The sequence below is a fragment of the Paenibacillus sediminis genome, from assembly GCF_017873765.1.
Lineage (GTDB): Bacteria > Bacillota > Bacilli > Paenibacillales > Paenibacillaceae > Paenibacillus_AG > Paenibacillus_AG sediminis.
This window is the reverse complement of record NZ_JAGGKP010000001.1, coordinates 383,334-395,586: the sequence shown is the minus strand read 5'-3', so window position 1 is coordinate 395,586 and position 12,253 is coordinate 383,334. Positions and strand designations below refer to the sequence as shown.

The following is a 12,253-nucleotide window of genomic DNA, read 5'->3' as shown; positions in this document are numbered from 1 at the left end:
GCAGCTGTTGAGAGCCGATATAAGAATTTATGTCACACAGGATTGTCCTTCTTGCAAAGAAGTGATACGTTATATGGAACGCTATAAGGAGAGAACATTCCGTCCTTTTGAAGTGCTCGATGTCGGTTATAATAAGTTGCATTTTCAAGAGATGCTTGAGCTGGGCGGGTTTGCAACTCCTTTTATCATCGTAAATGAACATAAGCTTCATACCTTCGATGAGGCGTTACTAGACCGGTTACTTGAGGATGATCATGGATAAATTATGGTATTTATCGCGTATTAGTCTGTTCGAGTCACTTCCGCCTGAAGATTTAGAACAAATTGATAAAATGGCGCCAATGACACATTTCAACAAGCTTCCTAAAAATACGGTCATTCAGCAGCCTGATTCTACGGTAGAAGGCCTGTTCATCGTCAAAGAAGGCAAGGTAAGACTCTATAAGCTGAACGCAGACGGGAAGCAATTTACGGTGGGGATTCTAGGGCCAGGAAATATGTTCGGTGAAGTTCACTTTATATCGCTCGGTACGAAGGGGCTTTACATTGAAACGGTGGAAGAAACGCTGATCTGTTCTTTAACGAAAAATCAGTTCGAAAACTTTCTGCTTCAAAGACCGAAGCTGGCGATAAAATTTCTGCAAATTTTAAGCGACCGGCTTCAAGAGAAGGAAGAACTGCTCGAAAGAATTGCGCTTGGCAACTTGCAGGATCAGGTTCTTTATTTACTCGTTAAGTTAGCTGACAAGTTCGGTATCCCTTCTGAAGGCGGAATGGTTAAAATAGATATGCCCCTAACTCATCAAGAGTTAGCCAACATGATTGGAGCGACACGCGAATCTGTAACTGTCGTGCTGCACGATCTTGCTAAAGAAAACATCGTCATCACTGGCAGAATGAATATTCAAGTTCATTTGAGCAAAGCAAAAGAACATTTGGCTAATAAGCTGGATGAAGTATAAATGGCAAAAACACCTCCTAGGAGCATCAATTTCCCGCTCTTTAGGAGGTGTTTTCATGATTGCGTCATGTTTAAGTTCTTGCTCTCGCTCTTCTTGCCTTGAACTGTTTATATTGGAAATAAACTGTGCATCCGATGCAATATCCGCAAATGGCCACAAAGGCAGCAAGGAACAGCATCGCCGCAAAAATATAACCAAGCACATTTAAGTGAAGAAGAAAGCTAAGCAGCGACAACGTCAGAAACATAACCGCCAAGCTATTGTTAAAACGTTGGAGCTCTGCTGCTTGTGTTGGCTTACCTTCAACTTTCAGGAAGGGCTTCGCCAACATGACGAATATATTTTTGCCAAAAAACAACCCTGCCACTTGAATAAGCCAAAGTGCGAGCAATATGAAAGGCTGGTTAAATACAGCTGTTAAAATGACAAAAAGCACTATGCCCGTTTGATTCGCTTTGACATAAGCTTCAGGAATCTCTTTCATCGCAATCCATCCTTTAACTATCGATTCTAGTTCAAATATAACGCATTAATCCTATTAAAACAATGGGTTTTTAAAGAAACACATAAACATAATTTTGCACTTCAGCCGATAAAGAGTAGCATCACACTATTGCACCTGCATATATTTATAGAAATTATGAATAAGGAGGCGCTATATGGGCATAAGACTGATTAAAATTTCTGTTGTTTATTTCGTTATAGGCGTTCTGCTAGGTATGTATATGTCTATGTCGCATTCGTATACGTATACTGGAGTTCATGTGCATATTAACTTACTAGGCTGGGTATCCCTTGCGGTAAGTGGACTGATTTATCACCTATTCCCTAAAGCTGGAGAATCGACGCTTGGAAAAATTCACTTCTGGTTACACAATATAGGTGTTCCCATTATGATGATCGGTTTGTTCCTGCTATTAAGCGAAGTTTCGGGTATGGAGCCAGTTATTGCCGTTGGCGGTGTAATTACCGTACTTGGAGTTATATTTCTAGCGCTCAATGTGTTTCAAAATGTAAGACCTGCTATTAAAAAGTGACCCTGCCTTCTGAAAAATAAAACCCTTGGAGATCCAAGGGTTTTTTATATGTTCGGAATTGCCCAATCGATCGGAACAATACCGCGCGACTCAAGGAACGCATTTGTTTCTGAAAATGGCTTGCTGCCAAGGAAACCGCGGTACGCTGCAAGCGGACTCGGATGGCTTGATTTAATCACTTTATGTTTCGTTTCGTCGATGAAAGCACCTTTCTTCTGCGCTGGACTTCCCCAAAGTATGAACACTATAGGTTGCTCGCGCTCGTTCAAAGCAGCTATGACGGCATCGGTGAACAGCTCCCACCCTAATCCTTGATGGGAATTGGCCTCACCTTCTCTAACGGTCAGAACCGTGTTGAGCAGAAGTACACCTTGCTTAGCCCAATGTGTAAGTGTCCCGTGATTCGGTGCAGGAATACCCAAATCTGCGGTCAGCTCTTTATAAATATTGTGGAGTGATGGTGGAATTCGGACTCCAGGCAGCACAGAGAAGCTAAGTCCATGAGCTTGACCCGGTCCATGATATGGATCTTGCCCGAGAATAACCGCTTTAGTCCCTTCATAAGAGGTTAACTTTAGCGCTTCGTAAATATTTTCTTTTGAAGGATACACCTTATACTGTGCATATTCAGCAGCCAGCACATTTTGAAGCTCCTGAAAGTATGGCTTTCCTAGTTCCGCTCGTAATATTTGATCCCAGTCGTTGCCGATCACGCTCATTCCCCCACTTTCTGATATAAAAAATATAAGCTGGTTCTGAGTACCCAGAACCAGCTTATATTGTGTACATATGAATTGTTTATGCCGAGGACCGGGCTCGAACCGGTACGGTAGTCACCTACCGCAGGATTTTAAGTCCTGTGCGTCTGCCAATTCCGCCACCCCGGCAAATGGTGGGCCCTGAGGGACTCGAACCCCCGACCAATCGGTTATGAGCCGACCGCTCTAACCAACTGAGCTAAGGGCCCTTATCATTCGCCGTACATTTTCAATTATTGTCGCTTAAAAAGCATAATTGCGGGGGCAGGATTTGAACCTGCGGCCTTCGGGTTATGAGCCCGACGAGCTACCGAGCTGCTCCACCCCGCGTCAATAGCGACAATTAATAATATACACGATACCTATGGACCACGTCAATATATAAATTTAAAAGATTTTATTAAATGATAAATCGTACACCATATCGACCTCTTTTAGACCGAAATATTTCAATTTCACGCGGGTCGTTAAATCCATACAACCAACTGTCTCGTTCCAACCTTCTAGCTAAGCAGCCTGCTTGAAATTTTGTCGCATACAATTTGCTGAAATATACCCATTTCATCGTTGTCTCACCCTTTTTATGATGTCTCTTGTTGCAATTAATATTAGATTACCCATAATTACGTAAAAAAAGCCGCCCTATGGGCGGCTCATTATGATTAATTCGCTGGTTTAACTTCGGCTGGTTTTCCTGTTGGATTATTTTTCATTTCAAGCAGCATTTCATTTCCTTTTTTCTCCCAAGCCTGAAGAGCTTCAGCTGGTGTCTTCTTATTATCGATCACCTCTTGGAAGAAGGTACGTCCTTGATCACTGACTAGCCATAAATTTGGCATCTTTTGATACAATTGATCATCTCTCGTGTTGGCTGGCGGAACGGGCTTCAGCGTATAGAAAGCTTGAATATTGTAAGTCAGACCTTCTCTAGGCTGAATGTATGATTTACGTGCAACCATTTCATAGCTGCTGCTGCGTGATTTTATTTTAGCCCATTCTTCACTGTTCAGAAACTTAATAAATTCCCAAGCGTCTTCTGGATTTTGCGCATTACTGTTAATAGCCATCAAGTTACTCAAATAAATGTTGCCGCCAATACCCGGTTTCTCCGGGTGGGTTGGAATCGTAACAATATCCCAATCTACCTTATGAAAATCTTTAATTTTCTCAGCGTTTTTATTCGCATCATTGAGCTCAGTAACGTAATTGCTATCGCCAATCGTCATCGCTACTTTACTGCTTAGGAACAAATCCCCTTGAATTGGATTATATGAGGCGGCTGCTTCTACTTTTCCATTACTCTGTTGATCATTGGTCGGAACAATTTTATCCTTAACCAGCTTGCTTATCGTACTCCAGACTTTCTCCCACTGCGGCGTATTTACCGTCATTTTCTCTGCCTTCTCATCAAATGTTCTGAGCTGAAGAGGAGCAGAATAAGTCATCGCATCATAGTAAGGATCCCCGCCTTGATAGCGATTGAATGAAATACCGTACACTCTGTCTTTACCTTCACCCTTAGCAACAAGTCTTGCTAAATCAAAGGCTTCATCCCAGGTCATACCGTCTTTTGGTAAATCTACGCCTGCATCTTGAAAAATCTTTTTGTTATAAAAAAGGGCAGAAGATGAAAAGGTCGGTGACAAAGCATACAATCCGCTTCCGTCTCCTAAATCTTTAATTCCATCAATAACGGTCGGTACGAAATCAGAAGTATCGAATTTATCCTCTTGCATGAGCGGATCGAGCTGCTTTAATAAATTTTCTTGTATTAAGGATTTTACAATATTCGTATCTCCAACGATAACATCAACCGGATTGTCTCCAGTCAAAAGTTTCTTCGTACTCTCTACATAATCAATCGGGTCTTGACTTTGCTTCTCAGGATCAACATATCGATATTGACTGTAATCTACGGCAGGTACGATTTCAACCTTAATATTAGGATGCGTGTATTCGAAAATGTCCGTAAATTGTTGACGGAAATAAGAATCATCTGGACCTCCGTAAATCGTGCCAATACGCAGCACTTTTTCTTTAGGTTGGTCCGATTGTTTATTAGGCGTGCAGCCCACAATTAATGATCCAAAGAGTGTCGTCGCGAGTAATACAGATACCGTCTTTCGAATGACAGAAGACTTTATGTTCTTCACTAGTTTTTATCCCTCCAATGATTTCGGTGCAGTAATAATAATTTTCTCACCATCAAACTCCATAGAAGCTTTATCGACGATCGATAGCGCATGTAAATACTCTTTAGGCACTTGAAGTCTCCCTACTCGGTCGACTACAACATACGCTTCATGAACTTCGTGCAAATCGCTTCCATGATCAAAGCCGTGATTAGCAGCTAAGTCTAAATTCGGATTCCGCTTAATAAACTCTGTGCTCGTTAAGCCATCGCGTATCGCCACGACCCGATCAACCTTCCCTGCTAAAGTCAAGTCATGCGTTACTATGACAATACTGACTCCAAGCTCCTTATTCATATGACGGAAAATATTCATAATAAGATCTGACGTTTGTGTATCCACAGAACCTGTTGGTTCGTCTGCTAACAATATTTTCGGGCGGTTAGCTAGAGATATCGCAATGGCTACCCGCTGTTGTTCACCACCTGAAAGCTGATGAAGTTTGTTATGCATACGGTCTTTCAGACCGACCCATTCAAGCAGCTGCACAGCATACTGCCGATCCACCTTGCCAGTAAGCATCATAGGCATTTCCACATTCTCAAGCGCCGATAAATACGGAAGCAAATTTCGTGCGTTATTTTGCCATACAAAACCTACTGTATTCCGTTTATAATCTACGAGCTGCTCGTCACTAATTTTGAGTAAATCCCAATCCCCCACTTTAACAAATCCAGCAGAAGGACGATCGAGCCCGCCAAGAATATTAAGAAGTGTCGATTTGCCACTGCCGCTATTGCCGATGATGGCCATCATCTCTCCTTGCTTCACGCTCAGGTTCAAACCTTGGAGGGCAACAACTTCGATTTCTTCAGATTTAAAAATTTTAACGAGCCCTTCACATTCAATCATCCGTTACCTCTCCTCTCCCATTTTGACAGCTTGATGGACTCGAAGTCTCCGAATTTGCCAGAATAACAGAAGTGCACCTGTACCCAGCATGACCGCTATTACCCCATATAGCTGGAACGTATCTTGCGAATCGAACACGATGTGGAACGGAGGCACTTGAGTCGTCACATTATCAGCCGTTTGCAGAAACGGAAGGAACAATTTACTGGCTAACTTACCAATTCCAATTCCTAGAGCGATCGCTAAGCCAGCGGTTAATACTTGCTCTGATAGAAGCATTACAGTTAACTGCTTCCTCGAAAGTCCCATTGCACGGAGTATACCGAACTGCACAACACGACCCGACAGATTGAAAAACCAATACAACACATACCCAATTAATGAGATAATGACTGAAACTAGAAATCCTAAGCTCAAAATTCCAAACACGCCGCCGCGTGTAGGATGCTTGCTTTGGACAACCAGTTCATTTCGCACATCTTTCACAGAAGACAGTTCAATTCCCGCCTTCGTTAGCTGATCCATAAGCGGCGCAACTTTAGCACCCGGTTTCATCTTAAGCCACACCTCATAAGGAATGAGCGGAACTTGATCATAAATATAGTCCAAATTGGCAATGAAGAATGGAATCTCATCAGGATATTGACTAGGCCAATACGGTAAAACAGCGTACACCACAAATTCAACTGGCTGCTCTTGAAGAGCGATCGAGATGATGTCCCCGGGCTTCAGTTGATATTTCTCTGCTACGTTGGACGAAACGAGAACCGCTCCTTCATATTTCCCAAGCAAGTTCAAGTATTTAAAAGGATGGACGGGAAACAAATCGTTCCGAAACCAAGCCACCTTAGCAAAATCAACGTTATCGATCCCCATGACCATTCCTTGGCCAATCGATTTCCCCGATACAACTACGTTCCCTTTCGTCTCTAGGACCCTTGCTGCATGGTCTACCCCATCCAAATGCCGAAAGATCTCAAACGGCGGCTCGGAATAAATAATTTTAGTGGGCCTTTGTTGCTGTCCGCCAGGACTTCCTCCCGGTGCCCCTCCCGGATTTGCCCCGCCGTTTCCGCCGTTGCCAGGGTCATTCGGATTGCCTCCTGCACCGCCATTTCCATTACCTCCTCCATTCTGAGGGGGAGTCACTTCTGCTGAACCTTCCCAGACCGTTTGCATGATGACATCTGTACCATACTTGTATAGCGTTCGCTCTGTTGAGTTCAAATCAATGGTTCGTGCGGCAGATGCATTATACACACCGAGACCTAGAGTCAAAATGAGCAGAATCATAAGCGGGTAATAAGCTAAAGAAGATCTAGATAACTGCGTTAAGCTAAGATACATAGGCACCGGCAGCGTTTTTCTGCCGATCCAGCGAATGATTCTGAGCAACAGAGGAAAAATTCTTAGAAAAAACATCCCCAACGAAAAAATCGCTAATGCTGGAATAAAGAACAGTACAGGCTGTATTTGAAGCTGATCGGTCGTTATACCGCTCTGAAACGTTAACAATTGACGTTCATAAAGCAGATAATATCCATACCCTGTAACAACTATTAGCAGAAGGTCCAGATACCAGCGTTGCCAGACCGGTTTACGATCTGAGCGAGCCTGTTTGCGTCTCGTATTCACGATAGATGATCTAGCATAGCTAATCGCCGGAATAACAGTAGCTAATATGGCGATGACCACCGCTAACATCCCGACAACAAGCGCATCAAATGAAATACCAACCGGAATTGATTTGCGATCGACAAAAGTCAGAAAACCGCTTGCTGAACCTATACTTTTAGCCATGAACCAACCCAAGAATGGTCCAACAATCATCGCAGCTCCGCCTAAAACAACACCTTCAAGCAAATAAATCCAAATAATTTGATTCGTAGAAGCGCCTCGGCTGCGAAGCACTGCAATATCACTTTCCTGCTTACTAAGAGATTGTCTTGCATTCATCACAATAAAATAGATAACCATCGCGATCATCGGTGCAGCGAGCGTAAATAACATCGTCTGCATTTGCAAGCTTTGGATGCGGAACTCCTTCAGCAAATCGCCAAAAGAAATATCTACTTTCGTATCTTTCAGACGTTGATACAGCTCAATATTAAGCCGTTCTAAAGTACGCCCCAGCGGAGAGAGCTGACTTGTCTTCACATCCTGTAAGTTAAAGGCGTAGTACCAACTGGAACTATTGATTGGGACGGATTGCTTTTGCATCAAATCCACGTTAAACGCTTTATCGCTAATAAAGAAGCTGTTCATGAGACCTTCAAAGCCTTGGAACCAGTATGGATCCGCCGCATTCTTCGCTTCGAACGAACCGACGATTTTAACACGGAGTACGATATCAAGTCCGCTGTATACCGGGTACTCCAAAATATCGCCGACATGAAGATCATTGCGGTACATGCCTTCTTCAAGCATTAACGCTTCAATGACGCCATCTTGCGCATTGTCCGCGTACATTTTCCCATTCGTCAAATTGATATGATCTTTAAGGTTCGAGAACGTTACAATTGACATCGTACGCGTTCGGCTTGCGTCTACCTTTGTCGGATCTTCGGGACTTACCTCAGTACTGCGAATCGCCCTCGTATTGACGAACGCATCATATGGAAATCCGATGTCTTTCGGGACTTCTTCACGAATATACTTATCAACCTGATCCAGCCCCCCTCGGTCTGTCTTGGAACCACCAGGCACCTGATAGCTCATAAGGAGGGAACCTGCCGGCAGGCCTTTGCTTTCCTCTTTCAGAGACTGTACAACAACACGTTTCAGTGCTCCGTCCGCGTACATCGGAATGCTGATTGTGAATGCTACAGCCATAATTAAGCCGAGAAGGGTACTCATCGTCAGCCATCTTGTGTTCCACATTTTACGAACTAAAAAACGAAATATCGGCATGCCCATTAACGACCCACTACTTTCTGTCCTGGAGTGAGTCCCTTAACAATCTCTACATCTGTAGAAGTCTGCTGACCAACTTCCACGTCCACTTCACGCTTCCCGTTCTCATCTACAACTTGCACATACGTTCTTGAACCAATCGTACGCAGTGCAGACAGTGGAATGAGGATCGCATTCTCTTTACGCTGAGTAACAATCGATACACTCAGAGGATTGCCGCGATTAAGTCCACTTGGCTTTTTATCAAGTTCAACGATTAGGTATTTATCAATGGAGTCGTCATTAGGCCGCTGATTGCCTCCGCCTCCGTCAGAGTTGTTCGAATCATCCTGAATCGTTGGAATCACTTTCACTTTTCCCGTAAAATCCCCTACCGTTTGAATCGTTACATCCGCTTTCATTCCTACTGCAACCTTCTGCAAATCTTCTTTATCGAAGCTTGCTGCAACGAGCAAATGAGTCGTATCTGCCACTGTAGCAATCGGATCGTAAGCCTTTACTTGATCGCCTTTCTTCACATTGACTGATACAACCGTACCATCAAAAGGAGCTGTCAATGTTGCTTTGGCAATTTCATTTTCTAAATCGGTCAGCGCCTGTCTGCTCTCCTCAAAAGAAATGACCGCTCCTTCATATTCAACTGGATCCATATCTTCCTTCGTACGGAGCGTTTCCTTCATCTGAACTTCAAGCTTGCGCATTTCTAATTTCTTTTGCCGGAGCTGCTTTTCCAAATCCTCAACATCTAATTTGGCAATAAGCGCTCCTTTTTTCACTTTGTCTCCATTTTTCACGTACAACTCTTGCACATGTAAACTATCGGCTGTAAAAAATAGTACTTCTTCTCGCTCACTCATCAATTTCCCAATGCCAGACACTTTCGTCTCCAGCGTTTCTTTGCGAACTTCGTATTCCGGTTTCTTAGATATCGTAGGGGCAGTGATCTCCGGAAGCACTTCTTCCTCATTTTCCTTCGGTAAAAGTGAACAACCGGCTGTTAGCAGAAGGCTGCTGCACAAAATCAATAGACAAATTTTTCGTGCTCTCGTCTCTTTACGAAATAAATTTGCCGTCCACCATTTCGTAGACATGGTCCGCTACCTCCAAAATTGTAAGATCGTGTGTTGTCATGCAGATAGTTACGTTTTCTGTCGCAATAATATTTCTGAATACGGACATCACTTGCGCCCCCATTTGGGAATCCAAATTCGCTGTTGGTTCGTCTGCCAGCAGCAGTTTAGGACGATGGGCTATTGCTTTCGCAATAGCGACGCGCTGCTGTTCCCCCCCTGATAATTCAAATGGACGATGATTCATCCGTTTGCTAAGACCGACCAAATCGAGGCAATGCTTCACTCGGTCGTCCCACTCTTCCTTAGGAACAGACGCCATTCGCAGCGACAGCTCGACATTCTCACGGGCTGATAACAACGGCAACAGCGCAAAAGCTTGAAAAACAAACCCGATTTCTTTGCGCCGCAGTTGAGTCCGCTCATCATCATTCCACCCATGCAGTGGAAATTTGTTGAAGTAAATTTCCCCTCTGCTTGGTAGATCAAGCCCCCCTAACATGTTGAGCAGCGTTGTTTTCCCAGAGCCCGATCTCCCCTTTAACATAACAAGCTGTCCAGGACGAACTTCCATATTGATACCTTTAAGTACGTGAATTTCTGCACTCCCTGTCTCAAAAATTCGATGTACCTCACGAACCGTGAGTATTGGCTCACTTGGTTGATCCGTCTGCTTAGAATCAGCTGTGACTACATGAGAGGAAGTAGATTCGATTGAGGTGTCCGTTATTAAAGGATGAGAATCATCATCAATAGTAGAGAGAGTATGTTCGATGTGTGTTGTGTGAGGTTCATTCGCTGTCGTCTGTGGTGCAGATTCATGAGGTGAGGAGCGTTTTCGAAACCATAACTTCATTTCAATGTTCTCCTGTTATTTGGTAGATGAATTACTCAATGGCTACATAATAAACGAAATAGCGGCAGGAAAAGTTACAATTATTTTTACAATAATGAAATATTTTCAAGTCATTCCAATAAAAAAACAGCCTGAATGCTTTCAGGCTGTCTCTCTCAAATCTAGTAATAAGGCTATATTTACGAGATTAAAGAATAGTCATTATTATTATGAATTGCCGAACGAAGAAGGATCATTTCTCCAAGATTGTAAGAGCGATATATCAGCTTCTTTGATTTTACCAAGCTTCACAGCACTTTCGATCAAATCGGTGTAATTAGATAACGTTTGAAGCGGAATACCGCTGTCTTCAAAAGCTTTCACAGCCTTGTCCAATTGATAACTGAATATCGCCAGTACAGCGAGTGGCTCTGCTCCCGCATCTTTAACAGCAAGAGCTGCTTTTAATGAGCTGCCGCCAGTTGAAATCAAATCTTCGATGACGATTACCTTTTGTCCAGGCTTGATTATGCCTTCGATTTGATTCTCCTTGCCGTGTCCCTTTGCCTTGTCACGAATGTATGCCATCGGCAAGTTCAGCTTCTGAGCGACCCATGCCGCATGCGGAATGCCGGCCGTAGCCGTTCCAGCAATTACTTCCGTCTCAGGATATAATTCTCGAATAATCGTAGCAAAGGAATCGGCAATGCGCTCCCGAATTTCCGGATAGGACATCGTCAGCCGGTTATCGCAATAAATCGGTGATTTCATGCCGGATGTCCAAGTGAAAGGCTGATGTGGCCGGAGGGAGACCGCTTCGATCTGCAGTAGATTCGACGCAATCTCTAAAGATATGTTATCTAGGTTCAACATGATTGCTTCATCTCCTCAATAATGTGCTCTGCTGCTTCACGCGGATTTGCCGATGCAGTAATTGGCCTTCCAACTACGATAAAATCACTGCCATTACGGATCGCTTCACGAGGTGTTAGCACACGTGCTTGATCGCCTAGCTCGCCTCCATGGAGGCGAATTCCTGGGGTGATCGTCTTAAACGCTGAGCCGCAAGCTGCTTTAATTGCAGGGACTTCTAAGGAAGAAGCGACGACGCCGTCAAGCCCTGCTTCTTTCGTCAACAGCGCATACTTCGTAACGGCTTGCTCCACCGTACCTGAAATGCCGATTTCGTCATTCAGCGTACGCTGATCCGTACTCGTAAGCTGCGTTACAGCGATAATTAGCGGCATACTTAGTGAAAGATCTTTTGCCAGCGCTTCTTCTGCGCCTAATCTGGCCGCACGCATCATCTGCACACCGCCCGCGGCATGGACATTGAACATGTCCACACCCAGGCGAGTAATGCTGTTCGCTCCGCCTCGCACCGTATTCGGAATATCATGCATTTTCAAATCTAGAAAGACAGAATATCCACTTGCCTTCAGTTCTTTAACAAAGTCAGGACCTGCTGTATAGAACAGCTGCATCCCGACTTTCATATAACAAGGGATCCCTTCAAGCTGCCTCACAAGCGCACGAGCTTGTTCTGCTGACGGGCAATCTAAGGCCACCATAAGACGGCCCGCCGTACGATGGAAATTACTCATAGTAAACTGATCCTCCTTATTGATCACATA

The 12,253-nt window shown here is 43.9% G+C and carries 13 protein-coding genes and 3 tRNA genes; 3 read left to right on the top strand and 13 right to left on the bottom strand.

The genetic code is table 11. The features are described from left to right. Positions 1-73: 73 nt before the first annotated feature. Complete coding sequence (locus J2Z20_RS01835) at positions 74-262, top strand: hypothetical protein (RefSeq protein ID WP_209844798.1); 189 nt, start codon at positions 74-76, stop codon at positions 260-262. After that, positions 255-962: a Crp/Fnr family transcriptional regulator gene (locus J2Z20_RS01830; RefSeq protein WP_209844796.1), complete on the top strand. Its 708-nt coding sequence runs from the start codon at positions 255-257 to the stop codon at positions 960-962. The genes J2Z20_RS01835 and J2Z20_RS01830 overlap by 8 nt, the downstream gene beginning before the upstream one ends. 70 nt (positions 963-1,032) lie before the next feature. Here the strand turns inward: J2Z20_RS01830 and J2Z20_RS01825 are convergent, their stop codons facing one another. Further along, a complete protein-coding gene (locus J2Z20_RS01825; protein WP_209844794.1) occupies positions 1,033-1,446 on the bottom strand; it encodes a DUF4395 domain-containing protein in 414 nt (137 codons plus the stop codon). Between the two features lie 175 nt (positions 1,447-1,621). On the opposite strand from J2Z20_RS01825, the gene J2Z20_RS01820 reads away from it, so the two are divergent. Continuing rightward, positions 1,622-1,999 (top strand): heme-copper oxidase family protein, encoded by a 378-nt coding sequence (locus J2Z20_RS01820; RefSeq protein WP_209844793.1) that lies wholly within the window; start codon positions 1,622-1,624, stop codon positions 1,997-1,999. Positions 2,000-2,043: 44 nt separating this feature from the next. Here J2Z20_RS01820 and J2Z20_RS01815 read toward each other — a convergent pair whose 3' ends face one another. From J2Z20_RS01815 to pyrF, 12 genes are all read right to left on the bottom strand, one after another. After that, the gene (locus J2Z20_RS01815) at positions 2,044-2,712 is read right to left on the bottom strand and encodes a uracil-DNA glycosylase (RefSeq protein WP_209844791.1); all 669 of its coding nucleotides are present in this window, start codon (positions 2,710-2,712) and stop codon (positions 2,044-2,046) included. A gap of 88 nt (positions 2,713-2,800) precedes the next feature. Next, positions 2,801-2,886 (bottom strand) — tRNA-Leu (locus tag J2Z20_RS01810). Positions 2,887-2,889: 3 nt separating this feature from the next. Next, positions 2,890-2,966, bottom strand: a tRNA-Ile gene (locus tag J2Z20_RS01805). A 47-nt stretch (positions 2,967-3,013) separates the two neighbouring features. Continuing rightward, positions 3,014-3,087, bottom strand: a tRNA-Met gene (locus J2Z20_RS01800). Positions 3,088-3,157: 70 nt separating this feature from the next. Then, positions 3,158-3,322, bottom strand: coding sequence for a hypothetical protein (locus tag J2Z20_RS01795; protein WP_209844789.1), 165 nt, complete (start codon positions 3,320-3,322; stop codon positions 3,158-3,160). A gap of 97 nt (positions 3,323-3,419) precedes the next feature. Then, a complete protein-coding gene (locus tag J2Z20_RS01790) occupies positions 3,420-4,910 on the bottom strand; it encodes an ABC transporter substrate-binding protein (RefSeq protein ID WP_342454240.1) in 1,491 nt (496 codons plus the stop codon). Between the two features lie 6 nt (positions 4,911-4,916). Further along, positions 4,917-5,801 carry an ABC transporter ATP-binding protein gene (locus J2Z20_RS01785; protein WP_209844787.1) on the bottom strand — a complete coding sequence of 295 codons (885 nt, stop codon included), beginning with the start codon at positions 5,799-5,801 and terminating at the stop codon, positions 4,917-4,919. A 3-nt stretch (positions 5,802-5,804) separates the two neighbouring features. Next, positions 5,805-8,717 carry an ABC transporter permease gene (locus tag J2Z20_RS01780; protein ID WP_209844785.1) on the bottom strand — a complete coding sequence of 971 codons (2,913 nt, stop codon included), beginning with the start codon at positions 8,715-8,717 and terminating at the stop codon, positions 5,805-5,807. Next, positions 8,717-9,805 (bottom strand): efflux RND transporter periplasmic adaptor subunit, encoded by a 1,089-nt coding sequence (locus J2Z20_RS01775; RefSeq protein ID WP_209844783.1) that lies wholly within the window; start codon positions 9,803-9,805, stop codon positions 8,717-8,719. Before J2Z20_RS01775 ends, J2Z20_RS01780 begins: the two co-directional genes overlap by 1 nt. After that, entirely contained in the window at positions 9,768-10,640 is an 873-nt protein-coding gene (locus J2Z20_RS01770; protein WP_245251833.1) for an ABC transporter ATP-binding protein, read from the bottom strand. Before J2Z20_RS01770 ends, J2Z20_RS01775 begins: the two co-directional genes overlap by 38 nt. A gap of 207 nt (positions 10,641-10,847) precedes the next feature. Beyond that, a complete protein-coding gene (pyrE, locus tag J2Z20_RS01765; protein ID WP_209844780.1) occupies positions 10,848-11,492 on the bottom strand; it encodes an orotate phosphoribosyltransferase in 645 nt (214 codons plus the stop codon). Next, positions 11,486-12,223: an orotidine-5'-phosphate decarboxylase gene (gene pyrF, locus J2Z20_RS01760; protein WP_209844778.1), complete on the bottom strand. Its 738-nt coding sequence runs from the start codon at positions 12,221-12,223 to the stop codon at positions 11,486-11,488. The genes pyrE and pyrF overlap by 7 nt, the downstream gene beginning before the upstream one ends. Between the last annotated feature and the right edge of the window lie 30 nt (positions 12,224-12,253).

What these genes read in the sequence shown, in the direction of transcription:
- pyrE (WP_209844780.1), bottom strand. Translation starts at nt 11,492, where the DNA reads ATGTTGAACCTAGATAACATATCTTTAGAGATTGCGTCGAATCTACTG.
- pyrF (WP_209844778.1), bottom strand. Translation starts at nt 12,223, where the DNA reads ATGAGTAATTTCCATCGTACGGCGGGCCGTCTTATGGTGGCCTTAGAT.
- J2Z20_RS01785 (WP_209844787.1), bottom strand. Translation starts at nt 5,801, where the DNA reads ATGATTGAATGTGAAGGGCTCGTTAAAATTTTTAAATCTGAAGAAATC.
- J2Z20_RS01770 (WP_245251833.1), bottom strand. Translation starts at nt 10,640, where the DNA reads ATGAAGTTATGGTTTCGAAAACGCTCCTCACCTCATGAATCTGCACCA.
- J2Z20_RS01820 (WP_209844793.1), top strand. Translation starts at nt 1,622, where the DNA reads ATGGGCATAAGACTGATTAAAATTTCTGTTGTTTATTTCGTTATAGGC.
- J2Z20_RS01775 (WP_209844783.1), bottom strand. Translation starts at nt 9,805, where the DNA reads ATGTCTACGAAATGGTGGACGGCAAATTTATTTCGTAAAGAGACGAGA.
- J2Z20_RS01825 (WP_209844794.1), bottom strand. Translation starts at nt 1,446, where the DNA reads ATGAAAGAGATTCCTGAAGCTTATGTCAAAGCGAATCAAACGGGCATA.
- J2Z20_RS01795 (WP_209844789.1), bottom strand. Translation starts at nt 3,322, where the DNA reads ATGAAATGGGTATATTTCAGCAAATTGTATGCGACAAAATTTCAAGCA.
- J2Z20_RS01780 (WP_209844785.1), bottom strand. Translation starts at nt 8,717, where the DNA reads ATGGGCATGCCGATATTTCGTTTTTTAGTTCGTAAAATGTGGAACACA.
- J2Z20_RS01835 (WP_209844798.1), top strand. Translation starts at nt 74, where the DNA reads ATGGAACGCTATAAGGAGAGAACATTCCGTCCTTTTGAAGTGCTCGAT.
- J2Z20_RS01830 (WP_209844796.1), top strand. Translation starts at nt 255, where the DNA reads ATGGATAAATTATGGTATTTATCGCGTATTAGTCTGTTCGAGTCACTT.